Here is a 23210-nt window from a genome sequence, read left to right on the forward strand (position 1 = left end):
CGGCCCGCCCGACCCCGCACCGCCACCCGGTCCCGGCTCCCGCCGACGAACCAGCGCCGTGGGGCCCGGGCCTGTTCGTCAGCGCGATCATCGCGGCGATCACCACGGTCATCCTGGTGGTGGTGACCCGAGGCCTGGCGGACGTCAGCGCAATCCTGGCGACGGTGGTCAACCTGGCGGTAGCGGCGGGCTTCGCCCCCTCGATCTGGCTGGGTCGCCGAATCGCGGTATGGCGCTGGGTCGCCTACGGCACAGCAGCAGGAATCGTCCTCGCCTGGCTAGCCCTCCTCCTCAGTCTCCTCGGAGACCCACCCCCACCCCTCTGACCGAGGTTGTCCATCCTCGTCTTGCGTGGCGGTGCAGGCGGCGGAACCACAGACGCTGCGCGTGGTGTTCGGGCATCGCGGCTGCGGTCCCGGCCGGAATCAAAATTCCATTGAAATGGGATGTCCAATTTCAATGGAATTTGCGGAAGTCGTCCCCGGGCTGGGGTAGGTGTCGCCAGTTGTCGGGGTGTGAACAGGAGAAGGCCGGGGTGAGCTGGTGCTCGCCCCGGCCTTCTGCCGTCTTCGTTCGGTTTAGCGGTGGGAGCGGACTCCGAGGAGGACGTCTTCCCAGGACGGGACGATCGGGTGGCTCTTCCGCCCCCTCCGCGGCTCCGCCGCGTCCGGTGCCTCAGTCCCCTCGGCGGTCGCGCCTTCGGCGCTCTCCGCCGCGGGCTCCGCTTCCGGGGCTCCCGGCTCCGCCGGTCGCTCCGGCGCTCCGGTGTCCAGGTCCAGCGTCGGCGCCTCCGCCAGCGGCGCTGCCGCCGGCTTCGGCGCCTCCGTCAGCACCGATGCTTCCGTCAGCAGCGGGGCCGGCGCCTCCGGCACCGGTGGTGCCGTCGGCTCCTCGGGGCGTTCCTGGCTCTGCTGGTCGAGCTGGAGCGCTTCGCGGGCCAGCTCGGTGACCGGGCGGACCGTGCGCAGCGGACGGTTGGGCGACGGGTCGAGCAGGTCGGCCGCGTGGTCGTCGAGGGGTGCCACGGTGCCGCCGTGCGCGCCGGGGTGGAACACCCAGTGCGCGAGGTTCTCGGAGCGGCCTGCCTGCCAGGTCAGCTGGATGACCCACTTGCCGTCCTCGCCGCGCCAGGAGCCCCAGTCGGCCTCGGCGTACTCGTGGCCGCGCATGCCGAAGGTGTGCGCGACGACCTCGCCGAGGGTCTGCACGTCCGGGCCGTCCTCGCGGACCGGGTGCGCGCGCTGGGCCATCTCGGCGATCTGGCGGCGTTCCAGCAGGACCGGGTAGGCGTAGCGCTCGATGCGGTGCTCGGGGATGCCGGAGGCCTCGGCGATCTGCTCGACGGACGCGCCGGAGCGGATGCGGGCCTGGATCTCGCGCGGCCGCATCTGGGCTTCCATCTCGATCTGGACCTGGCCGAGCCTGGTGAGGTCACCGCGGGCCGCGGCGCGCAGTCGCTCGTCGGCGGGCACGGTGAAACGCTCGCCGTTCTCCGGGTCCTCGCAGATGACGGATTCACCGTCCTCGTCGAGCCCGACCACTCGCAGCGCTCGCATACGCGTGCCTCCCACCGACCTACATGTCACCAAGCTGTGACGGTAACCCGGCGCGCCGCCTTGACGCGGGAGGCACGCCGGGCACGTCGTGTCGCTGTTGGTCGCTCTCCCGGCATCGATCTTGCCGGAAAGGTGCCGCCTCGGCGAACGAGTAAAACCACTCAGGTTTGCTGAGCAATACCCGGAGTGGTTGATTTTTCACTCGGTGTAGTGAGGATTGGGGCAAAACTGCCGGGGCCCGAGCGGACCCCGGCAGCGCTGCGTCGTCAGGAGAGCTGCGAAACCACCCAGTCGATGGACTTCGTCAGCGAGGTGACGTCATCCGGCTCGATCGCCGGGAACATGCCGATGCGCAGCTGGTTGCGGCCCAGCTTGCGGTACGGCTCGGTGTCCACGATGCCGTTGGCGCGCAACGCCTTCGCGACCGCGGCGGCGTCCACCGAGTCGGCGAAGTCGATGGTGCCGACCACCTGCGAGCGCTTCGCCGGGTCGGTGACGAACGGCGTGGCGTACTCCGAGGCCTCGGCCCACTGGTACAGGCGCTGCGAGGACTCGCGGGTGCGCTGCGAGCACCAGTCCAGGCCGCCCTGGCCGTTCATCCACTCGATCTGGTCGGCCAGCAGGAACAGGGTGGCCAGCGCCGGGGTGTTGTAGGTCTGGTCCTTGCGCGAGTTGTCCAGCGCGGTCGGCAGCGACAGGAACTCCGGCACCCAGCGGCCCGAGGCGCCGATCTCGCCGATCCGCTCGATCGCGGCCGGGCTCATCGCGGCCAGCCACAGCCCGCCGTCGGCGGCGAAGCACTTCTGCGGCGCGAAGTAGTAGACGTCGACGTCGGCGGCGTCGAAGGGCAGGCCGCCCGCGCCGGAGGTCGCGTCCACCGCGATCAGCGCGTTCTCGGAGCCCTCGGGGCGGGTCGGCGCGAGCATCACGCCGGTCGAGGTCTCGTTGTGCGCCCAGCCGATCAGGTCGACGCCCGGGTCCGACACCGGCTCCGGGGCGTCACCCGGCTCGGCCGAGACGACCACCGGGTCGCCCAGGAACGGGGCGGTCTTGGCGGCCTTGGCGAACTTCGAGGAGAACTCGCCGTAGGTCAGGTGCAGCGAGCGCTCGCGGATCAGGCCGAAGGTCGCCGCGTCCCAGAACGCCGTGGTACCACCGACGCCGAGCACGATCTCGTAGCCGTCCGGCAGCGAGAACAGCTCCCGCAGTCCCTCGCGCACCTGGCCCACCAAGGACTTCACCGGCTTCTGGCGGTGCGAGGTGCCCATCACGGCAGCGCCCTCGCTGGCCAGCCGGGACAGCTGCTCGCTGCGCACCTTGGACGGTCCGCAGCCGAACCGGCCGTCGGCGGGCTTGAACTCTTCGGGCAGCTTCAAGGTCGTCGGGTCGATGGTCTCGGCCTGCGTCATGCCGGCGCCTCCGGGCGTTGTCGTGGTGATCGAGCAGGGGGCGGGACCGCGCCTCCCCGCGCGCCAGTGGCCTGCTGACCGGCGCCGTTGCCGGTTCGGCTCAAGTGTTGCAGCAGGGTTGACGGCAGGTGAAGCCGAGTCCGCTGCGAACAGCCGCACCGCAACTTACTGCGACCCGAGCTAGATGGCCAGCACTGCATCAGGCGAAGCCAGGGGCGCCGCAGCACTTCTTGTACTTGCGTTCTGAACCGCACCAGCAGGGATCGTTGCGGCCGGGCGGCCACGGGGTGGGTCGGGCTGCCTCGGCGATGAACTCCGCGCGGGTCGACAGCTCCTCCGGCGGGAGATCGAGAGACTCGGCGAAGGCGACCAGCGCGTCGAGGGATCCGGTGGCCAGCAGCGAGTTCGGCTGCTCCGCCAGCGTTCGCTGGACTTCGCGGCGGTGCTGGAGGTGGGTGCGGTCCGGGTGCCAGTCCGGGTACCTGCGCTGGACCTCGGCGAACTCCGCTTCCGGCCAGTAGAGGACCGCGGTCGGGGCCTGCCGGTGGCTGATCTCCTCGATCTGCTCGAAGAACTGGTGGGCGCGCTCCTCGAGGCGGGCGTGCAGCTCGTCGTACTGGTCCGCGGGCAGCCCCAGCTCGCGGCGCAGCACGGCGCGCTGCCGCAGCACCCCGGATCCGGGATCGCCCTGCTCCAGCTCGGCGTCGAGGTCCGGGACGAAGCGGGTGACGCCGACGTTGAGCCACCGCAGCGCCTCCTGCTGCGCGCCGATCGCTTCGTAGCCCGCGGCGGCTTCGGCGTAGGCCCACTCGCAGTCCGAGCCGTCGCGCAGCAGCTGCGCCAAGAGCTGCTCGCCTTCCTCGTGGCGCCCGTGGGTCAGCAGGAAGGTGGCGTAGGAGGCGTGGCCGCTGAGCACGTTGCCGCCGTCGTCGACCTCGGCCGCGGCTGCCAGTGCGCGCTCCTCGCGCTCGTGGTCGCCGGCCATGTGCCAGTAGCCGCCCGCTTCGACGAGGTCGTCGCAGCGCTGGTCGCTGTCCTCGGCGTCCTCTTCCAGCGCTTCGGCGTACTGGACGTAGAGCTCGCGCTGCTCGTCGGTAGGTAATGCCACTTCCCCACGCTACCGCTGTTCCCGGCACACCCGGACATGTCGGGCACTGCCCGGGGTGGGGTGCCGGCCGCAGGCACCCCACCCCGGTGCGCATCAGATCGGGGCGACGAGCTGGCCGAGGTCGTGCCAGCCCTCGACGTCCTGCGGGGAGCGGGGGTCGGGGCCGATGTACTGGGCCGACGGGCGGATCAGCCGGCCGGTGCGCTTCTCCTCCAGGATGTGCGCCGACCAGCCCGCGAGGCGGGCGCAGGTGAACATCGCGGGCATCATCGCGGTGGGCACCGCCGCGAAGTCGAGCACGACGGCGGCCCAGAACTCGACGTTCGTCTCGATCTGCCGGTCCGGACGCCGCTCCCGCAGCACCGCCAGCGCCGCCTGCTCCAGCTCGCGGGCCACCTCGAAGCGCGGCGCGCCGAGCTGGTCGCAGGTGTTGCGCAGGACCCGGGCGCGCGGGTCCTCGGCGCGGTAGACGCGGTGGCCGAAGCCCATCAGCCGATCGCCGCGGTCCAGGATCGACTCCACCACGCGGCGCGCGTCGCCGGTGCGCTCGGCCTCCTCGATCATCGGCAGCACGCGGGCCGGGGCACCGCCGTGCAGCGGCCCGGACATCGCGCCCACCGCTCCGGACAGGCAGGCCGAGACGTCAGCGCCGGTGGAAGCGATCACCCGGGCGGTGAAGGTGGAGGCGTTCAAGCCGTGCTCGGCGGCCGACACCCAGTACGCGTCGAGGGCCCGGACGTGCACGGGGTCGGGTTCGCCGCGCCAGCGGGTGAGGAACTGCTCGGTGGCCGTGGTGGCCTCCTCGACCCGGGACTGCGGGACCGCGGGCAGGTCGCCGCGCGCGGACTGCGCGACGAAGGACAGCCCGAGCGCGCAGGCGCGTGCGAGCTGATCCCGGGCCTGCGCCTCGTCGACGTCGAGCAGCGGGGCGAAACCGTAAGCGGGCGCGAGCATCGCCAGGGACGCCTGCGCGTCGGCGCGCACGTCGCCGGTGCGGACCGGCAGTGGGGTGCCGTCGGCGACCGGGAGGCCGTTGCCGAACTCGCCGTCCACCAGCAGCGCCCACACGTCGCCGAAGGAGGCGGTGCCCACGAGGTCTTCGATGTCGACGCCGCGGTAGCGCAGCGCACCGCCATCGCGGTCGGGCTCGGCGATCTCGGTGCGGAAGGCGACAACGCCCTCCAGGCCGGGGCGGAACTCGGGCTGACCTGCACTGCTCATGGCTACCTCGCCTCCTCGCTGGTCGCGTGCGCGCGGATGCGCGGACGCGGGGAGTGGCGGGGTGAAGGCGTCTGGACCACAGTGCACCCGCCGGGCTCGGCGCACAATCCCGGTGCGCGGAAAAAAATCACATGGTGACCCAAGTCACCCGATGTGCCGAAAATTCCGTTAGCGATGTAAAAGTCCGGAAAAATGGTTGGGAAGGGGCAATTATGCGGTATTAAACCCGCAGGACGCGGCGGGCATGGCTTTTTTCCGCGTGTTAAACAAGTTTCATGCATCTTGCTCCTCATGAGCGCGACAAGTTGCTCGTCTACGTGGCGGCTCGATTGGCGCGCGAACGGCTGGATCGCGGGCTGAAGCTGAACTACCCGGAAGCGGTCGCGCTGATCACCGACCACGTCGTCGAAGGAGCTCGGGACGGCCGGACCGTCGCCGAACTCATGCAGAGCGGTCGTCAGGTCCTGCGCGCCGACCAGGTCCTGGACGGCATCCCCGAGATGATCCACGACGTGCAGGTCGAGGCGACCTTCCCGGACGGCACCAAGTTGGTCACCGTCCACGACCCCATCACCTGAGCGCGAATCTCCGCCCGGGGCCCGGTTTCGGCTGCGGGCCCGATTCGTCCACGTCTCGACACACATCGCTAGGGAGTTGCCCATGCGGCCCGGGGAGATCATCACCGCGGAGAACCACATCCCGCTGAATCCGGGGCGGGACCGGATCCGCCTCACCGTCGTCAACCGCGCCGACCGCGCCGTGCAGGTCGGCTCGCACTACCACTTCGCCGCGGTCAACCCCGGTCTCGAGTTCGACCGGGCCCAGGCCTGGGGCCACCGGCTGGACGTGCCCTCGGGTACCGCCGTGCGGTTCGAGCCGGGCGTGGCGCGCGAGGTCGACCTGGTGCCGGTCGGCGGCAGCCGGCTGGTGCGCGGCCTGCGCCTGGAGTACGCGGGCGAGCTCGACGCCCGCGACCACGAACCCACCCCGTTCACCTACGGCGAGAAAGGCGAGGGACACCACGGTGAGCACATCGTCCATTGACCGGTCCCAGTACGTCGAGCTGTTCGGCCCGACCACCGGCGACCGCATCCGGTTGGCCGACACCGACCTGCTGATCGAGGTCACCGAGGACCGCAGCCAGGGCCCCACCGGCTCCGGCGACGAGGTCGTCTTCGGCGGCGGCAAGGTCATCCGCGAGTCGATGGGCCAGTCCGCCGCCATCCGCGCCGAGGGCACGCCCGACGTGGTCATCACCGGTGCGGTGATCCTGGACCACTGGGGCGTCATCAAGGCCGACGTCGGCATCCGCGACGGCCGCATCGTGGGCATCGGCAAGGCCGGCAACCCCAGCGCCAACAACGACGTGGACCACTCGCTGGTGATCGGTCCGTCGACCGAGGTCATCGCCGGCAACGGCAAGATCCTCACGGCCGGCGGCATCGACTCGCACGTGCACTTCATCTGCCCGCAGGAGGTCGACACCGCGCTCGCCTCCGGGCTGACCACGCTGATCGGCGGCGGCACCGGACCGGGCGAGGGCAGCAAGGCCACCACGGTCACGCCCGGCGCCTGGAACCTGCGGATGATCATGCAGTCCGTGGACACCATGCCGGTCAACGTGCTGCTGCTCGGCAAGGGCAGCACCATGCGCGGCGAAGCGCTGTGGGAGCAGCTGCGCGCCGGTGCGGGCGGGTTCAAGATCCACGAGGACTGGGGCGCGACCCCGGCGGTGCTGGACAGCGCGCTGCGCGTCGCCGAGGAGTCCGGCGTCCAGGTCGCCCTGCACGCCGACACCCTCAACGAGGCCGGGTTCTACGAGTCCACGCTGGAAGCGATCAACGGCCGCTCGATCAGCGCGTTCCACGTCGAAGGCGCCGGTGGCGGGCACGCCCCGGACATCATCCGGCTCGCCTCGCACGGCAACGTGCTGCCCTCGTCGACCAACCCGACGCGGCCGCACACGGTGAACACCATCGACGAGCACCTCGACATGGTGATGGTTTGCCACCACCTGAACCCGTCGGTGCCCGAGGACCTGGCGTTCGCCGAGAGCCGCATCCGGCCGTCGACCATCGCCGCCGAGGACTTCCTGCACGACCTCGGGGCCATCTCGATGATGAGCTCGGACGCGCAGGCGATGGGCCGCATCGGCGAGGTCATCATGCGCACCTGGCAGACCGCGCACGTGATGAAGCGCCGCCGCGGCTCGCTGCCCGGCGACGGGCGCGCGGACAACAACCGGGCGCAGCGCTACGTCGCGAAGTACACGATCAACCCGGCGGTCGCGCACGGCATCTCGCACCACGTCGGATCGGTGGAGGTCGGCAAGATGGCCGACCTGGTGCTGTGGGACCCGAAGTTCTTCGGCGTCCGCCCGCACATCGTGCTCAAGGGCGGGTTCGCGGCGTGGGCGGCGATGGGCGACGCGAACGCGTCGATCCCGACCCCGCAGCCCTACATCGCGCGGCCGAGCTTCGGTGCGCAGCCGCGCGCGGCGGCGGCGAGCAGCGTGTTCTTCGTCGCGCCGGTGGCACTGGACGCGAACCTGCCCGAGCAGCTGCAATTGAGCTCGCGGATGGTTGCCGTGGACAGCACGCGGGACGTCGGCAAGGCGGACATGCGGCACAACGACGCGACGCCGGACATCCAGGTCGACCCGGACAGCTTCGCCGTCCACATCGACGGCGAGCTCGTCGAGCCGGCGCCGGTCTCCGAGGTCCCGATGGCTCAGCGGTACTTCCTGTTCTGAGCCGGTCGTGCGCGGCGGTGGTGGTCCCCACCACCATCGCCGCTCACGGCACCTGATCAGTGCGATTTCAATGGAAATCGGCCCTCTGATTTCCATTGAAATTGCGGACATGTCGCTGGAACGGGTGAGGATTTTCGCTCGTTCGGAAAGGGGAGAGCGGTGCGAGCCGGTCTCGCGGTGCTTGCACTCGCCGATTCCCGGTTCCCCGGCGGGGGACACGTGCACTCCGGCGGCGTCGAGGAGGCGGCCGCCCGGGGACTGATCACGGGAATCGCCGATCTGCGCGAATTCCTGCACGGGCGCCTGCGCGCCGCAGGTGCCCTGCAAGCGGTGTTCGCCGCCGCCGCGGCGCACGCCGCCACCCGCCGGGTCCGAAGTGGACACTGGCGGGAGCTGGACGTCGAACTCGACGCCCGAACCCCGTCCCCGGCGCAGCGGGAGGCCTCGCGCGCCCAGGGGAAGGGGATGATCCGCGCCGGCAAGGCGGCTTGGCCGTCGCCGGTGCGAGCCGAACTGGGGGCCGCGAGCCCGCGGCCACACCACCCGATCGTGCTCGGCGTGCTGGCTGCGACAGCCGGTGCCGGGCCGCAGGAAGCGGCGCTGATCGCCGGGTACCTGTCCGTCAGCGGGCCGTCCTCCGCGGTGGTCCGGCTGCTCGGGATGGATCCCTTCGCGGCCAACGCCGTGGTCGCCGAGATGTCCGACGAGCTGGACCGGATCGTCGCCGAAGCAGCGGCCACCGCCGGGCTGGACCCGGCCGACCTGCCCGCGCCCGGCGCTCCGGTGCTGGACCTGCTCGCCGAATCGCACGATCGACATCACCGGGAAGAGGTGCGTCTCTTTGCTTCCTGAACACGGCCACGGACACGGTCACGGGCACACGCATCCGGTCAACTTCGACCCGACGGCGACCGAACCCGACCCGTTCTCCGCCGAACCCCAGCACGGGCGGCCGTTCCGCCTCGGCATCGGCGGGCCGGTCGGCAGCGGGAAGACGGCGCTGACCGCCGCGCTGTGCCGGGCGCTGGGCCAGGAGATCAACCTCGCCGTCGTGACCAACGACATCTACACCACCGAGGACGCCGACTTCCTGCGCAGGGCCGGGGTGCTCGACACCGACCGGATCGAGGCGGTGCAGACCGGCGCGTGCCCGCACACCGCGATCCGCGACGACATCACCGCCAACCTCGACGCGGTCGACCGGCTCACCGAGCGCCACCCCGGCCTCGAGCTGGTCATCGTGGAGAGCGGCGGGGACAACCTGACCGCGGTGTTCAGCCGCGGCCTGGCCGACAGCCAGATCTTCGTGGTCGACGTCGCCGGTGGCGACAAGGTGCCGCGCAAGGGCGGGCCGGGCGTGACCACCGCGGACCTGCTGGTGATCAACAAGATCGACCTGGCCGAGCTGGTCGGGGCCGACATGGAGGTCATGGTGTCCGACGCGCACCGGATGCGCGGCGAGCTGCCGGTGATCACCCAGTCCCTGACCCGGACCCCCAACGCGCCCGACGTGTCGGCGTGGGTCCGCGAGCAGCTCAAGGTCGGCATCAGTGCGTGAGCGATCCGGTCGTGAGTGCGTAACAGTGTTCGAACACTGTTACGCACTCACGACCCCCGCGCAGGCGGAAGGTGGTGCGGCGTGCGCGCTAGTGCGCTGCTGAGGGTCGAGCTCGGGCACGGCGGGCGGAGCGTCGTCCGGGAGCTGCGGTCACAGTCCCCGATGACGATGGTGCCCCGCCGGGCCGCCACCACCAGCGCCGACGGCACCGCCGTCGTGCACCTCGTCGGTTCGGCGGCCACCCCGGTCGGCGGCGACGTCGTCGACCTGCACGTCCACGTCGGCCCCGGTGCCCGGCTGCTGCTGCGCGGCACCGCCGCGACCGTGGCGCTGCCTGGGCAGCACAGCGGGCACAGCCGGTCCACCGTGCACATCGAGGTCGCCGACGGCGGGACGGTCGAGTACCTGCCCGAGGCGACCGTGATCAGCTCGCGGGCCGACCACCAGGCGGAGATGACCATCGCGCTCGGCGAGGGCGCGCGGGCGCGCTGCCGGGAGACGCTGGTGCTCGGCCGGTACGGCGAGCGGTCCGGTCGGTTGGCCACCACGACGCACGTGCTGCGCGGCGGCACTCCGCTGCTGCGGCAGCGGCTGGACATCGGTGACGAGCGGTTGACCGCGAGCGTCGGCTACCTGGCGGGCGCGCGGGTGCTGGCCACCGAAACCGTCGTGTGGGAGCACGATCCGGTCGTGCCGAGCAGCGGCGACTGGTGGTCGTTGGCGCCGCTGGCCGCGGGCGGGGCGATGGCCACCGCCGTCGGCGACGACGCCGTGATCGCCGAGCGGCGGCTCGCCGAAGCCGTTTCGCACCACCCGGATGCGAAGGAACTAGAGGTGCGGAGCTGGTGAACGACACCGCTGCGGAGAAGTCGCCCCCGGTGCGGCACGGCGCGCTGGACCTGCTGCGCGCCGTGCCCACGGGCGTCTCGCAGGTGTACTTGCAGGAGAGCGTGCCGGCCGGGATCGTCTTCCTGGTCGCGCTCGCGCTGGCCGGGCCGGAATTCGCGCTCGCCGGTCTGGTCGGCAGCGCGGTCGGGATGCTCACCGCGACCGCGCTGCGGGTGCCGCGGGAGCGGATATCCCAAGGCCTGTTCGGCTTCAACTCCACGCTGGTGGTGCTGGGGACGGTGGCGTCCTTCCAGCCGTTCGGCGCGGCGTTGCTGGTCGGAATCGCGGGGGCGGTCGTCGCGACGCTGCTGGCGCGCGTCGCGGACCTCCTCCTCGCGGTTCCTGCCCGCACCGCCCCGTTCGTGTTCACCTACTGGCTGATCGTCCACACCGGACACCACTTCGGCTGGGCCGAGGCCGCGTCCAGCTCGCCGTCGCCGGTGCTCGGGCTCGACGGCGACTACCTGAGCCTGTTCAGCTCGGAGGCCGAGGTCTTCCTGTCGAACGGCTGGCTGCCGGGCCTGGTCATGCTGATCGGCCTGGCGATCGTGCAGTTCCGGCTGGCCGTCGGCGCGTTCTGCGGTGCGGCGGTGGCACTGGTGGCGGTCGAGCTGCTGCCGGACACGCCGCTGGACGTCAGCGACGGGGTGTACGGCTTCAACGCCGCGCTGGTCGTCGTGGGGCTGCTGACCACCGGGCGCACCTGGCGGTCCTGCCTGATCGCCGTCCCCGCGGTGGTGCTGCTGCAGGGCGGGATCGAGTTCCTGGGGCTGGTGCCGACGACGTTCCCGTTCGTCCTGGCGATGTGGACCGCGGACCTGGTCCGGGTGCACCGCACCGGCTCCGCGCAGCCGTAGCCCGCGGTGCCGGAACTTTTGTCCCGTTCAGGCGTTTTCACTGCAAAGAGTGGTTCTCGCCGGTCCGATCGGGTGTAAGAACGATCACTGCATCGGTTGCGGAATCGATCGTGAAGCACCGCCGATTCGGCGTCCGTTCGGATCGCGTTTACCGTCGTACGTGGTTGGCGCCACCTGGTCCTGTCGCGCCAGCCGGTCCAACCCGTACCGTCCGGCTGCGCAGCCGGAGAAGTTCGAGTCGTGCCGCTGTCGGGCGAGTCAGGGAGGAATAGGGATGTCGGAGGCCAACGTCGCATTGCCGTCGATGCGGGTGTCGTACGAGGCCGGAGCGCTGGACGAGTCCTCGCTCGCCGCGACCTGGCACGAGCAGCTCCAGCTCTGGTTCGACGAGGCGGTGCAGGCCGAGCTGGTCGAGCCGAACGCGATGGTGCTGGCCACCGCCAACGCCGAGGGCATCCCGTCCTCGCGCACGGTGCTGTGCAAGGGCTTCGACGAGCGGGGCGTGGTGTTCTTCACCAACTACACCTCGGCCAAGAGCCACGACCTGAAGTCCACGCGAGTAGCCGCCGCGACCTTCCCGTGGCTGGGCCTGCAGCGCCAGGTCAACGTGCGCGGCACGGTGGAGAAGGTGGACGCCGCCGAGACCGCCGAGTACTGGGGCGTGCGCCCGCGCGGCTCGCAGCTCGGCGCTTGGGCGTCGCCGCAGTCGCGGGTCGTCGCCAACCGCGAGGCGCTGAAGTCGTCGCTGAACGGCATCGAGCGCCGCTTCGCCGACGCGGAGAAGGTCCCGGTGCCGCCGCACTGGGGTGGCTGGCGGATCCGCCCGGACGTGGTGGAGTTCTGGCAGGGCCGCCCGGACCGGCTCCACGACCGGCTCCGCTTCCGCCGCACGGACACCACCTGGACGGTCGAGCGCCTCGCTCCGTGACCACCAGCCGAAACCGAACGCCCAGCCCCCGCCGGGGCTGGGCGTTTTCGCTGTTCGGCACGGGTCGTTTCGGTCACACGGCGTGGAAATTCGAGTGCTGTTAGACCCGCTAACGGCTAGGCTTCGGCTCTCGTGCAGCCCAGCAGCGGAACCGAGACAGCGAACCGTCGATCCCTCAAGTCCCTGGTGGGGAAGGTCCTCCTCGACACCAGGCCGCTGAAGTACCCGGCCTACCGCCGGTTGTGGCTGTCCAACATCGTCACCGCCGTCGGCGCGCAGTTCGCCGCCGTGGCGGTTCCCAAGCAGCTTTACGACATCACCGGTTCTTCCGCCTACGTCGGCATCGCCGGGCTCTTCGGCCTGGTTCCGCTGCTGGTGTTCGGCCTGTGGGGCGGTGCGATCGCCGACACCGTCGACCGCAGGCGGCTGCTGCTGGTCACCAACACCGGCCTGGCGGTCACCTCGGTCCTGCTGTGGTTGGTCGCCGCCTCCGACATCCGCTCGGTGTGGCTGGTGCTGGTGCTCTTCGCCGGGCAGCAGACGTTCTTCGCGATCAACATGCCCGCCCGCGGCGCCGCCATCGCCCGGCTGATCCCCGTGCATCTGCTGCCGTCCGCGCAGGCGCTGGGCGCCACCGTGTTCCAGCTCGGGTCGATCGCCGGTCCGCTGCTGGCGGGCGTGCTGCTGCCGGTGGCCGGGCTCCAGACGCTGTACCTGGTCGACGCGGTGGCGCTGTGCGCGGCGCTCTGGGCGGTGTTCCGGTTGCCGCCGCTGCCGCCGCAGGAAGGCGCGCCGAAGAAGGCCGGGCTGCGCGCTGTGCTGGACGGCTTCCGGTACCTGGCGCTGCACTCGGTGCTGCTGGCGTCGTTCCTGCTGGACATCATCGCGATGGTGTTCGGCATGCCGCGCGCGCTGTTCCCGGAGATGGCCGAGCGGACCTTCGGCGATCCGCCCGGCGGCGGGGCCGCGCTGGGCTGGCTGTTCGCCGCGATCCCGCTGGGCGCGTTCCTCTGCGGCGTGCTCTCCGGATGGCTGCACCGATTCAGCCGCCACGGCGTGGGCGTCACCATCGGCGTGGTCGCCTGGGGCTTCGCGGTGATCGGCTTCGGACTGGCGGACTCGCTCTGGCTGGCGGTGGTCTTCCTGGCGATCGGCGGTGGGGCCGACCTGGTGAGCATGGTCTACCGCGGTTCGATCATGCAGGCGGCGGCGACCGACGAGATGCGCGGGCGCATCCAGGGCGTGTTCACCGTCGTGGTCGCCGGCGGGCCGAGGCTGGCCGACACCGTGCACGGTTTGTCCGGTGCCGCGGTGGGGACGTCGACCGCGATCGCCGTCGGCGGGGTGCTCGTGATCGTCGGCGCGGTGATCTCCGCAGCCCTGCTGCCCGCCTTCTGGCGCTACCGGGCACCCGTCTCTGACGAGGGATGATTCCTCCCGGCGACGCGTGGTTGTGCAGTTCGCCACGTCTGATGCATTCGTCGCAGTGCAATTCGACCAGGGGTGGGCATCGAGGCCGATAGGGGAGGTTGCACACTTTCCAGCTATGGCCAACGAGACGACCGTGAACGACGCTGCGCCCGGCGGTGCGCAAGGCCCAGGCCTCAAGAAGGCGATGGGGCCCAAACTGCTGCTCTTCTTCGTGGTCGGCGACATCATCGGCACCACGATCTACGCCCTGACCGGGAAGATCGCCGGCAAGGTGGGTGGGGCGCTGTGGGTCCCGTTCGTGGTCGCCTTCGTGGTCGCCTTCCTGACCGCGTTCAGCTATCTGGAGCTGGTGGGCAAGTACCCGAAGGCCGGTGGCGCGCCGCTGTACATCCACAAGGCGTTCGGCGTGAACTTCCTGACCTTCATGGTCGCCTTCGCCGTCATGTGCTCCGGGATCACCTCGGCCTCTTCCGGAGCGCAGGCCTTCAGCGGTGAGTACCTCCAGGAGATCGTCCCGGGCGCTCCGTCGTGGCTGGTGGCGATCGCCTTCATCGTGCTCATCGCGGCGGTCAACTTCCGCGGCGTGGGCGAGTCGGCCAAGCTGAACCTGCTGCTGACGATCGCGGTGATGGCGGGTCTGGCGATCGTGATCGTCTTCGGCGGCTACGCGGTCTTCGCGGGCGTCAGCGACCCGACGTTCACCCCGGACCCGAGCCGGCTGCTGCAGTTCAACACCGACACCACGCCGCTGATCGCGGTCACCTCGGCGACGGCGCTCGCGTTCTTCGCGATGATCGGCTTCGAGGACACCGTGAACATGGCCGAGGAGACCGAGGACCCGGCCAAGACCTTCCCCCGCGCGGTGCTGATGGGCATGGCGATCACCGCAGGCATCTACCTGGTCATCGCGCTGATCACCACGGTCCTGATCCCCACCGACATCCTCAGCGACTCCACCGGCCCGCTGCTGCTGGTCGTCCAGGTCGCCGCGCCGTGGTTCCCGCCGATCGTGTTCGCCTTCATCGCGCTGTTCGCGCTGAGCAACACCGCGTTGATCAACATGATGATGGCCAGCCGCCTGCTCTACGGCATGTCGAACGAGGGCATCATCCCGAAGCAGTTCGGCTTGGTGCACCAGGCGCGGCAGACGCCGTGGGTGTCGATCCTGTTCACCAGCGTCCTCGCGATCGTGCTGGTGAGCTCGCTGAAGATCGAGAACCTCGGCGGCACCACCTCGCTGCTGCTGCTGATCGTGTTCGCCATCGTCAACGTGGCCTGCTTGGTCCTGCGCAAGGACAAGGTCGAGCACAAGCACTTCAAGGCGCCCACCTGGGTTCCGGTCGCCGGTGCGATCACCTGCGCGTTCTTCGCCAGCCCGCTGACCGGCCGCCCGCTGCTCGAGTACGGGATCGTCGGGATCCTGCTCGGCCTCGGCGTGATCTTCTGGGGCATCAACTACCTGGTCCACGGCCGCCGGGAGTTCGACGCCGAGAAGCTGGGCAAGTGATCACCTAGTCGGCACCGCATTCCGGTGGGCCTCCCGGACCGTTCGAGCGGTCCGGGAGGCCCGCTTTTATTAGGGTGGCCAGGTGAATGAACCCGTTCCTGCGACCGGGCGGCAGTTCGAGATCGCGTCCGGTCCGATGCGCGCCGTGGTCACCGAAGTCGGTGCCGGGTTGCGCGCTTTCGACGTCGACGGAGTGCCCCACGTCGAGACCTACGGGGCGGACCAGCTGCCGCCGGGCGGTGCCGGTGCGGTGCTGGTGCCCTGGCCGAACCGGGTGGCCGACGGCCGGTGGGTGCTCGACGGGGAACCGCAGCAGCTCGCGCTGAGCGAACCCGCGCGGCACAACGCGATCCACGGCCTGCTGCGGCACACCGCGTGGAGCGTCGTCGAGCACGCCGAGTCCACTGTGGTCCTGCAGGCGATGGTGGCGGCGCAGCCGGGATGGCCGGTGCCGCTGCTGACCTCGGTCGGCTACTCCGTCGGCCCGGACGGGCTGACCGTCACGCACACGATGGAGAACCTGGGATCGCGCGCGACGCCCTTCGGCGTCGGCGTGCACCCGTACCCGCGCGCGGGCAACGCCGCGACGGACGACTGCGCGCTGCGGCTGTCCGCGTCGAGCCTGCTGCCGGTGGACGCCGAGCGGATGGTTCCGGTGCGCCCGCCCCGCGAGCTGCAGGGCGACGAGCTCGACTTCCGCACCGGGCGTCCGCTGGCCGGGTTGCTGCTGGACACCGCCTTCGGCGGGGCGGCACCGGCGCCGGGCGACGAGTTCGTCCGGCACTCGCTGACCGGTCCGGACGGGCGCGGCGTGCAGCTGTGGGCGGATCCGGTGTTCAAGTGGGTGCAGGTCTACACGCCGGACGACTTCCCCGGACGCGGCCGGGCGGTCGCGATCGAACCGATGACCTGCCCGCCGAACGCCCTCAACACCGGCACCGACCTGCTGACCCTCCAACCCGGCGAGACCTGGATCGCCCACTGGGGCCTGACCCCGTTCTGACCAGGTCGTTCCGCGCCCGTGAGCACTTTGGGCTGCTATAGCGACCCAAAGTGCTCACGGGACCACCGCGGGAGGTGCGCTCACTTCAGGCCGCGGGCGATGAGCATGCGCTGGATCTGGTTGGTGCCCTCGAAGATCTGCAGGACCTTGGCCTCGCGCATGTAGCGCTCCGCCGGGAAGTCGCGGGTGTAGCCCGCGCCGCCGAGGACCTGGACCGCGTCGGTGGTCACCTTCATCGCCGCGTCCGTGGCCACCAGCTTCGCCACCGAGGCCTGCTGCCCGAAGGGCATCCCGGCATCGCGGCGGCGCGCTCCGTCGAGGTAGCTCGCGCGCGCCGACTGCACCGCGGCGGCCATGTCGGCCAGCAGGAACTCCAGCCCCTGGAACTCGATGATCGGCCGCCCGAACTGGGTGCGCTGCTTGGCGTAGTCCACCGCCAGGTCCAGGGCGGCCTGCGCCAGCCCGACCGCGCAGGCGGCGATGCCCAGCCGGCCGGAGTCCAGCGCGGCCAGCGCGATCTTCAGCCCGTCGCCCTCCTCGCCGACGAGCCGCTCCGCGGGCACCCGCGCGTCCTCGAAGTACAGCGGAGTCGTGGGCGATCCGGTCAGGCCCATCTTGTGCTCGGGCGGTCCCGCCGAGAGACCGGCGGTCGACCCGTCGACCAGGAAGCAGCTGATGCCGCGCGGCCCGTCGTCGGAGGTGCGGGCCATGAGCGTGTAGAAGTCCGCGACGCCGCCGTGCGTGATCCACGCCTTGGCGCCGGTGATCCCGTACTCGTCGTCCTGGCGCACGGCCCGCGTGCTCAGCGACGCCGCGTCGGAGCCCGCGTGCGGTTCGGACAGCGCGTACCCGCCGAGCAGGTCGCCGCCGAGCATGTCCGGCAGCCAGCGGGAACGCTGCTCGTCGGTGCCGAAGTGGGCCAGCGGGAAGCAGCTCATGGTGTGCACCGACAGGCCGACGCCGACGGTCATCCACGCGCTGCTGAGCTCCTCCAGCACCTGGAGGTAGACCTCGTACGGCTGGGCCCCGCCACCGTGCTCCTCGGCGTAGGGCAGCCCGAGGAATCCGGACTCGCCGAGCAGGCGGAAGGCGTCGCGCGGGAACTTCTCGGCCACCTCGTCGCCGGCGGCCCGCCCGGCGAGCTCATCGCGGGCGATCTCCCTGGTCAGCGCGAGCAGATCGGTGGCTTCGGAGGTGGGAAGCAGGCGTTGGACGGGCATGGCGGTTCGCGCTCCTGGTGCCGGTGTGACAACTGCCGGTAGTACTGATGCCAGTACTGTAGGGCGAACTCCAGTACTGTGGAAGTGCTCGCGGGGGAGAACCCGCGAAGTCCTCCGACAGTGCTGTGGCAGGCTTCCAGCGATGACCACCTCCCAAAGCCGCCGACCGGCGAACGCCCGCCGGGCCGAGCTGCTGGACCAGCTGCGCGACCTCTTCCTCGCGGAAGGGTTCGCGCACTTCACGCTGGACGACCTGGTGGCCCGGCTGCACTGCTCGAAATCGACGCTGTACACGCTGGCGGGCAGCAAGGAGCAGCTCGCGGTCCGCGTGGTCGCGCACTACTTCAAGTGCGCCACGCAGAGCGTCGAGCGGCGAGTCGAGGCGGTCCAGGACGTGCGGGAGAAGGTCCGGGTCTACCTGGACGCCGCGGCCGAAGCGCTGCGCCCGGCGTCCCGGGAGTTCATCGACGACATGGCCGCGAACCTCTCCACCCGCGCCACCTACGAGGCCAACGCGCGCGCCGCCACCGACCGCATCCGCGCCTTCATCGGCGAGGGCGTGCAGCAAGGGGTGTTCCGCGAGGTGCATGCGGGGTTCGTCGGCGAAATGGTCGGGCACGCCATCGCGGGCATCCAGCGGGGCGAGATCGGCGAGCGCACCGGGCTTTCGGACGCGGCCGCGTTCGACGCGCTCTCGCAGTTCCTGCTCGGCGGGCTGGCCCCGGCCGAAGAAGCACAAGGAGGACAGAAGTGATCGTCATCGGCGGTGAGGCCCTGGTCGACCTCGTCCCGGACCCCGCCACGGGTGAGGGCGAGCTAGGGCCGCTGCACCCGTTGTTGGGCGGCGGGCCGTACAACGTGGCCATCGCCCTCGGACGGCTCGGCGTCCCGGCCGCGTTCTACGCCCGGCTGTCCACCGACCAGTTCGGGGACGAGCTGTTCGAGCGGCTGCGGGCATCCAATGTGGATGTCGAGCTGGTGCAGCGCGGCCCGGAGCCGACGACGCTCGCCGTGGTGGGGCTCGCCGAGGACGGTTCGGCGCGCTACAGCTTCCACACCGAGGGCACCGCGACCCGGTTCGTCACCGACCAGGAGCTGCCAGAGCGCGCCACCGCGCTCTGCCTCGGCACCCTCGGGATGGTGCTGGAACCCGGTGCTTCGGTGTACGAGCGGGTGCTGTTCCGGGAAGCCGAGCGCGGCCGGTTCGTCGCGCTGGACCCGAACATCCGCGCCGGTCTGATCGCCGATGCCGACGCCTACCGCGCCCGGTTCCGCTCCTGGCTGCCGTCGGTGGGACTGCTGAAGGTCTCCGACGACGACGCCGAATGGCTCGCGGACGGCGGGGACGTGCTCGCCGCGGCTCGCGAGTGGCAGCGCCAAGGACCGGCCGCGGTGGTGCTGACCCGAGGTGCGGACGGCCTGACCGCGGTGACCGCCGACGGCGAGTTCACCGTTCCGGGGGAGAAGGTCGACGTCGCCGACACCATCGGCGCCGGCGACACCGTGCAGGCCGCGCTGCTGGCGTGGTTGCACCGCAACGACGCGCTTTCAGCGGAGGGCGTGCGCGCTCTCGACGGGACCGGGTGGGAGCGCGCGCTGCGGTTCGCGGCGGCCGCTGCGGCCGTCACCGTCTCGCGTCCGGGTGCCGAACCGCCGTGGTCCGAGGAGCTGCACACCGACTGAACTGGGCGGACGTGCTCGACGACACCCTGTGAGCTCAACCGCCCGAGATCCGGTTGGCGCAGTCGGCGCTGCGCCGTCCGGATGGCCCGGTTGGTCACTATGACCGGCCCAGATGGTTCCGGAGCGTCGAAAAATCTCCGGCGAAAGCCGCCCGATGTGATGTGATCGTGGTCCCACCTGCCAAAAAGGCGAAACGCGATTGCTGCGCGGGGGGCCCACTGCGGTCTAGCGTGACTACTGACAGGACCCCAACGGGGTGGTGCTGCGGCGGTTCGGACACCCCGGGCCGCGCGCGGGCGACAACGCAGCCCAGGCCGGTCGGCCGGGCACCCGCGGTCGTCACCACACGCACCCCGACGAGCGCGAGAGGTTCCCGAATGCCCGACGACGTGACCGCCAAACGTACCGTCGCGCTGCGCTATGACGCCGGCGAGCACGAGATGCAGGTGACTGAGCCGACCGAGGGTGCGCCTGGCGTGGACCTCGGCAAGTTGTTGGCCAAGACCGGTTTGGTGACGTTGGACCCGGGCTTCGTCAACACGGCGGCCTGCGAGTCCGACATCACCTACATCGACGGTGACGCCGGCATCCTCCGCTACCGCGGCTACCCGATCGAGGAGCTGGCGGCCAAGTCGAACTTCATCGAGGTCAGCTACCTGCTGATCTACGGCGAGCTGCCGACCCAGCAGCAGTACGACGAGTTCGCCTCCCGGATCCAGCGGCACACCCTGCTGCACGAAGACCTCAAGCAGTTCTTCGACGGCTTCCCGCGCGACGCGCACCCGATGCCGGTGCTGTCCTCCGCGGTGTCCGCGCTGTCCACCTTCTACCAGGACAGCCTCAACCCCTTCGACAAGGACCAGGTGGAGCTGTCCACCGTCCGGCTGCTGGCCAAGCTGCCCACCATCGCGGCCTACGCCTACAAGAAGTCGGTCGGCCAGCCCTTCCTGTACCCGGACAACTCGCTGGGCCTGGTGGAGAACTTCCTCCGGATGACCTTCGGCTTCCCCGCCGAGCCCTACGAGGTCGACCCCACGCTGGCCCGCGCCCTGGACCTGCTGTTCATCCTGCACGCCGACCACGAGCAGAACTGCTCCACCTCGACCGTGCGGATGGTGGGCTCGGCCGAGACCAACCTGTTCGCCAGCGTTTCCGCGGGCATCAACGCCCTGTTCGGCCCGCTGCACGGTGGTGCGAACAGCGCGGTGCTGGAGATGCTCGAGGGCATCCACGCCAACGGCGGCGACGTCGACTCGTTCGTCGAGCGCGTGAAGAACAAGGAGCCCGGCGTCCGGCTGATGGGCTTCGGCCACCGGGTCTACAAGAACTACGACCCGCGCGCGGCGATCATCAAGAAGACCGCCGACGAGGTGCTCAGCAAGCTGGGTGCGAACGACCCGCTGCTGGACATCGCGATGAAGCTCGAGGAGAAGGCGCTCGCCGACGACTACTTCATCGAGCGCAAGCTGTACCCGAACGTCGACTTCTACACCGGCCTGATCTACAAGGCCATGGGCTTCCCGACGAAGTACTTCACCGTCCTGTTCGCGCTCGGCCGGCTGCCCGGCTGGATCGCGCACTGGCGGGAGATGCTGGAGGACCCGGCCCGCAAGATCAGCCGTCCGCGCCAGATCTACACCGGCTCGCCGGAGCGCGCGTACAAGTCGATCAACGAGCGCTGAATCGAAACCTGAATCCTGTCGGCTGCCACGGCAACCGGCCCACAAACGGCCCCGGACACCCATGGTGCCCGGGGCCGACCCGTCTCTCGCGGAGGCTCGTTCCGCTCACCGTGACCGCAGTTTCAATTGAAACTGTGATCCGCCGTGCCTGGGTTTTGCAGTTTCAATTGAAACTGCACACCCGGGCGTGTCGGGACCCCGGCGTGTCGGGACCTGCGGACAAGTCGTGCTGGCTGTGGAGAACTTCCGCAAATTCAATGGAAATCGGAGGTCTGATTTCCATTGAATTTGCGGGATCAGGCTGCGCGGAGGGCGTCGCGGAGCTTCACGCGGGAGCCGGTTCGGAGGATCGCGTTGGAGTAGACGCGGCCGCCGAGGCGGAGGAGCAGGGCGAAGGCCAGGGCGCTGAGGACCAGCGAGACCGCGATCTCCCACGGGGCTGCGACGCCGAGGGCGATGCGCATCGGCATCAGCGTCGGGGAGAAGCCCGGGACCAGCGACAGGACCGCCGCCATGCTGTTGTCCGGCGAGCTGGGGAGCACCGAGACACCGATGATGAACGGCACCACCAGCAGCATGATCACCGGGCTGATCACGTTCTGCAGCTCCTCCTGGCGGGACACCAGCGAGGACGCCGCGGCGAGGACCGTCGCGTAGGTGAAGAAGCCGAGCAGGAACCACACCAGCGCCCAGACCAGCGTGCTCGCCAGCGCCGCGGACGGCAGCGTCAGCATGCCGCTGGCTCCGGTCGCGAGCAGCGCGGTCCCGGCGATCAGCACCAGCTGGAGCAGGCTCGTCAGGCCGATGCCGACCACCTTCCCGGCGAGCAGCTGGTGCGGCTTGATGGTGGACAGCAGCAGCTCGACGACGCGGCTGGACTTCTCCTCCACGACGCCCTGCGCGATCATCTGACCACCCATGATCAGGAACATGTAGAGCGCGATGCCCGCGGCGATGGCCATCCCGATCCGCTCCCCGCGGTGCGGGTCGTTGGTCTCCAGGCTCGTCACGGCGACGTGCGCGTTCTCGGTCGCTGCGCGGACCGCGGCCGGATCCACCTCGTAGCGCCCGAGTTCGACGTCCATCGCCCGCTGCTGCGCGATCGCGTTCAGCGCGGACTCGACCGAGCTGTCCGGCGTCTGCTTGACGACCAGGCGCGGCTCGTCGGCGGTCCCGGTGATCAGCGCGTCCAGGTCGCCGTCGCGCACCTGCTGCTCGCCCGCCGGGCCCGGGACGGTGCTGATCTGGAACGTCTTGCCGTACGCCGCGCCGGAGGCCTGCAACGGCTGGCTGATGGCCGCGGCTTCCGGGACGACACCGACCTTGGTGGTGCCGACCTGGTTCCCGATGAACGCCATCAGCCCGGCGTACCCGCCCATGAGCGCGATGACGGCGAGGGTGCCGATGATGAAGCCGCGGGTGCGCACGCGGGTGCGGATCTCGCGGCGGGCGACCAACCAGACTGGGCTCATTCGGCCGCCTCCTCGGTGACGACGTTGCGGAACAGCTCGGTGAGGCTCGGCCGGTTGCGGGTGAACTCCCGGACCGGACCGGTGACCAGCGCGGCCTTGAGCACCGCCTGGTCGTCGGCGTCGTCGTCCAGCCGAAGCGTGGTGCGGCTGCCGTCGACCGACACGACCTGCGCGCCGGGCACGTCGTCGGCCCAGCCGGGCGCGGCGTCGGGGGCGTCGACGACCAGCGTCACCGGTCCCTGATCACGCAGCTCGGCGACCGGACCGGCGGCCACCATCTGTCCACTGCGGACGATTCCTACGCGGTCGCACAGCCGCTGCACCAGGTCGAGCTGGTGGCTGGAGAACACCACCGGAACCCCGGAATCGCACTTCTCCCGCAGCACCGCGCTCATCACGTCGACCGCCACCGGGTCCAGCCCGGAGAACGGCTCGTCGAGGATGAGCACCTCCGGGTCGTGCACCAGCGCGGCGGCCAGCTGCACGCGCTGCTGGTTGCCGAGGCTGAGCTTCTGCACTTCCTCGTCGCGGCGTTCGGTCAGCCCCAGCCGCTCGGTCCAGCGCGCGGCGGCGGCCTGCGCGTCGGCGCTCGACATGCCGTGCAGCTCACCGAGGTAGGCGAGCTGTTCGGAGACCTTCATCTTCGGGTAGAGGCCGCGCTCTTCGGGCATGTAGCCGATGCGGCGGCGGGTGGTGAGGTCCAGCGGCGCGCCGTTCCAGCGCACCTGACCGGAATCCGCGGCCAGCACGCCGAGCGCGATCCGCATCGTGGTCGTCTTCCCGGCGCCGTTGCTGCCGACGAAGCCGAACATCTCGCCGGCCCGGACGCTGAACGTCATCTCCTTCAGCGCAGTGACATCCCCGTAGCGCTTGCTGATCCGGTCGATCTCCAGCACGCGATCAGTCACCATCGCCCCCTTCTGCGGTGTAGATCC

The 23210-nt window shown here is 70.5% G+C and carries 22 protein-coding genes; 15 read left to right on the forward strand and 7 right to left on the reverse strand.

Features of this window, described 5'->3' with window-relative positions:
• Positions 1-326: DUF2537 domain-containing protein (locus tag OU415_RS10710; RefSeq protein ID WP_270948487.1), on the forward strand; the 326-nt coding region annotated here is incomplete at its 5' end.
• Between the two features lie 252 nt (positions 327-578).
• On the opposite strand, the gene sepH is transcribed toward OU415_RS10710, so the two are convergent.
• The 4 genes from sepH to OU415_RS10730 form a co-directional block, all read right to left on the reverse strand.
• Positions 579-1556 (reverse strand): septation protein SepH, encoded by a 978-nt coding sequence (sepH, locus tag OU415_RS10715; RefSeq protein WP_270948488.1) that lies wholly within the window; start codon positions 1554-1556, stop codon positions 579-581.
• 266 nt (positions 1557-1822) lie between these two features.
• Positions 1823-2965: a phosphoserine transaminase gene (serC, locus tag OU415_RS10720; RefSeq protein WP_270948489.1), complete on the reverse strand. Its 1143-nt coding sequence runs from the start codon at positions 2963-2965 to the stop codon at positions 1823-1825.
• A 199-nt stretch (positions 2966-3164) separates the two neighbouring features.
• Positions 3165-4073 carry a YecA family protein gene (locus OU415_RS10725; RefSeq protein WP_270948490.1) on the reverse strand — a complete coding sequence of 303 codons (909 nt, stop codon included), beginning with the start codon at positions 4071-4073 and terminating at the stop codon, positions 3165-3167.
• A 93-nt stretch (positions 4074-4166) separates the two neighbouring features.
• A complete protein-coding gene (locus OU415_RS10730; RefSeq protein WP_270948491.1) occupies positions 4167-5294 on the reverse strand; it encodes a citrate synthase 2 in 1128 nt (375 codons plus the stop codon).
• A gap of 275 nt (positions 5295-5569) precedes the next feature.
• Here OU415_RS10730 and OU415_RS10735 point away from each other — a divergent pair, with 275 nt between their 5' ends.
• The 11 genes from OU415_RS10735 to OU415_RS10785 all read left to right on the forward strand — a co-directional run bounded on the left by OU415_RS10735 (position 5570) and on the right by OU415_RS10785 (position 16218).
• Positions 5570-5872 carry an urease subunit gamma gene (locus OU415_RS10735; RefSeq protein ID WP_270948492.1) on the forward strand — a complete coding sequence of 101 codons (303 nt, stop codon included), beginning with the start codon at positions 5570-5572 and terminating at the stop codon, positions 5870-5872.
• 82 nt (positions 5873-5954) lie between these two features.
• Positions 5955-6338, forward strand: a complete 384-nt coding sequence (locus tag OU415_RS10740) for an urease subunit beta (RefSeq protein ID WP_270948493.1) — start codon at positions 5955-5957, stop codon at positions 6336-6338.
• Positions 6319-8046, forward strand: coding sequence for an urease subunit alpha (locus tag OU415_RS10745; RefSeq protein ID WP_270948494.1), 1728 nt, complete (start codon positions 6319-6321; stop codon positions 8044-8046). The genes OU415_RS10740 and OU415_RS10745 overlap by 20 nt, the downstream gene beginning before the upstream one ends.
• A 159-nt stretch (positions 8047-8205) precedes the next feature.
• The gene (locus tag OU415_RS10750) at positions 8206-8898 is read left to right on the forward strand and encodes an urease accessory protein UreF (protein ID WP_270948495.1); all 693 of its coding nucleotides are present in this window, start codon (positions 8206-8208) and stop codon (positions 8896-8898) included.
• Entirely contained in the window at positions 8888-9604 is a 717-nt protein-coding gene (ureG, locus tag OU415_RS10755) for an urease accessory protein UreG (protein ID WP_270948496.1), read from the forward strand. The genes OU415_RS10750 and ureG overlap by 11 nt, the downstream gene beginning before the upstream one ends.
• A gap of 81 nt (positions 9605-9685) precedes the next feature.
• Positions 9686-10453 (forward strand): urease accessory protein UreD, encoded by a 768-nt coding sequence (locus tag OU415_RS10760; protein ID WP_270948497.1) that lies wholly within the window; start codon positions 9686-9688, stop codon positions 10451-10453.
• On the forward strand, positions 10450-11349 hold the full coding sequence (locus OU415_RS10765) for an urea transporter (RefSeq protein ID WP_270948498.1): 900 nt from the start codon (positions 10450-10452) through the stop codon (positions 11347-11349). The genes OU415_RS10760 and OU415_RS10765 overlap by 4 nt, the downstream gene beginning before the upstream one ends.
• Before the next feature lie 274 nt (positions 11350-11623).
• Positions 11624-12277, forward strand: a complete 654-nt coding sequence (gene pdxH / locus OU415_RS10770; RefSeq protein ID WP_270948499.1) for a pyridoxamine 5'-phosphate oxidase — start codon at positions 11624-11626, stop codon at positions 12275-12277.
• A gap of 186 nt (positions 12278-12463) precedes the next feature.
• Positions 12464-13708, forward strand: coding sequence for an MFS transporter (locus tag OU415_RS10775; protein ID WP_270948500.1), 1245 nt, complete (start codon positions 12464-12466; stop codon positions 13706-13708).
• A 115-nt stretch (positions 13709-13823) separates the two neighbouring features.
• The gene (locus OU415_RS10780; protein ID WP_270948501.1) at positions 13824-15215 is read left to right on the forward strand and encodes an APC family permease; all 1392 of its coding nucleotides are present in this window, start codon (positions 13824-13826) and stop codon (positions 15213-15215) included.
• Between the two features lie 82 nt (positions 15216-15297).
• Entirely contained in the window at positions 15298-16218 is a 921-nt protein-coding gene (locus OU415_RS10785) for an aldose 1-epimerase family protein (RefSeq protein WP_270948502.1), read from the forward strand.
• A gap of 80 nt (positions 16219-16298) precedes the next feature.
• Here OU415_RS10785 and OU415_RS10790 read toward each other — a convergent pair whose 3' ends face one another.
• Positions 16299-17438: an acyl-CoA dehydrogenase family protein gene (locus OU415_RS10790; protein WP_270948503.1), complete on the reverse strand. Its 1140-nt coding sequence runs from the start codon at positions 17436-17438 to the stop codon at positions 16299-16301.
• A gap of 142 nt (positions 17439-17580) precedes the next feature.
• Between OU415_RS10790 and OU415_RS10795 the strand changes: the two genes are divergently transcribed.
• The 3 genes from OU415_RS10795 to OU415_RS10805 all read left to right on the forward strand — a co-directional run bounded on the left by OU415_RS10795 (position 17581) and on the right by OU415_RS10805 (position 20803).
• On the forward strand, positions 17581-18192 hold the full coding sequence (locus OU415_RS10795) for a TetR/AcrR family transcriptional regulator (RefSeq protein WP_270948504.1): 612 nt from the start codon (positions 17581-17583) through the stop codon (positions 18190-18192).
• Complete coding sequence (locus OU415_RS10800) at positions 18189-19121, forward strand: carbohydrate kinase family protein (protein ID WP_270948505.1); 933 nt, start codon at positions 18189-18191, stop codon at positions 19119-19121. The genes OU415_RS10795 and OU415_RS10800 overlap by 4 nt, the downstream gene beginning before the upstream one ends.
• Before the next feature lie 377 nt (positions 19122-19498).
• Positions 19499-20803 carry a citrate synthase gene (locus tag OU415_RS10805; protein WP_270948506.1) on the forward strand — a complete coding sequence of 435 codons (1305 nt, stop codon included), beginning with the start codon at positions 19499-19501 and terminating at the stop codon, positions 20801-20803.
• A 296-nt stretch (positions 20804-21099) separates the two neighbouring features.
• Here the strand turns inward: OU415_RS10805 and OU415_RS10810 are convergent, their stop codons facing one another.
• Positions 21100-22275 (reverse strand): ABC transporter permease, encoded by a 1176-nt coding sequence (locus OU415_RS10810; protein WP_270948507.1) that lies wholly within the window; start codon positions 22273-22275, stop codon positions 21100-21102.
• A complete protein-coding gene (locus OU415_RS10815) occupies positions 22272-23186 on the reverse strand; it encodes an ABC transporter ATP-binding protein (protein WP_270948508.1) in 915 nt (304 codons plus the stop codon). Before OU415_RS10815 ends, OU415_RS10810 begins: the two co-directional genes overlap by 4 nt.
• Positions 23187-23210 lie beyond the last annotated feature (24 nt).

Source organism: Saccharopolyspora oryzae, assembly GCF_027853915.1.
Taxonomy (GTDB): Bacteria; Actinomycetota; Actinomycetes; order Mycobacteriales; family Pseudonocardiaceae; genus Saccharopolyspora; species Saccharopolyspora oryzae.

What these genes read in the sequence shown, in the direction of transcription:
- sepH (WP_270948488.1), bottom strand. Translation starts at nt 1,556, where the DNA reads ATGCGAGCGCTGCGAGTGGTCGGGCTCGACGAGGACGGTGAATCCGTC.
- serC (WP_270948489.1), bottom strand. Translation starts at nt 2,965, where the DNA reads ATGACGCAGGCCGAGACCATCGACCCGACGACCTTGAAGCTGCCCGAA.
- OU415_RS10730 (WP_270948491.1), bottom strand. Translation starts at nt 5,294, where the DNA reads ATGAGCAGTGCAGGTCAGCCCGAGTTCCGCCCCGGCCTGGAGGGCGTT.
- OU415_RS10735 (WP_270948492.1), top strand. Translation starts at nt 5,570, where the DNA reads ATGCATCTTGCTCCTCATGAGCGCGACAAGTTGCTCGTCTACGTGGCG.
- OU415_RS10740 (WP_270948493.1), top strand. Translation starts at nt 5,955, where the DNA reads ATGCGGCCCGGGGAGATCATCACCGCGGAGAACCACATCCCGCTGAAT.
- pdxH (WP_270948499.1), top strand. Translation starts at nt 11,624, where the DNA reads ATGTCGGAGGCCAACGTCGCATTGCCGTCGATGCGGGTGTCGTACGAG.
- OU415_RS10780 (WP_270948501.1), top strand. Translation starts at nt 13,824, where the DNA reads ATGGCCAACGAGACGACCGTGAACGACGCTGCGCCCGGCGGTGCGCAA.
- OU415_RS10790 (WP_270948503.1), bottom strand. Translation starts at nt 17,438, where the DNA reads ATGCCCGTCCAACGCCTGCTTCCCACCTCCGAAGCCACCGATCTGCTC.
- OU415_RS10795 (WP_270948504.1), top strand. Translation starts at nt 17,581, where the DNA reads ATGACCACCTCCCAAAGCCGCCGACCGGCGAACGCCCGCCGGGCCGAG.
- OU415_RS10805 (WP_270948506.1), top strand. Translation starts at nt 19,499, where the DNA reads ATGCCCGACGACGTGACCGCCAAACGTACCGTCGCGCTGCGCTATGAC.
- OU415_RS10810 (WP_270948507.1), bottom strand. Translation starts at nt 22,275, where the DNA reads ATGAGCCCAGTCTGGTTGGTCGCCCGCCGCGAGATCCGCACCCGCGTG.
- OU415_RS10815 (WP_270948508.1), bottom strand. Translation starts at nt 23,186, where the DNA reads ATGGTGACTGATCGCGTGCTGGAGATCGACCGGATCAGCAAGCGCTAC.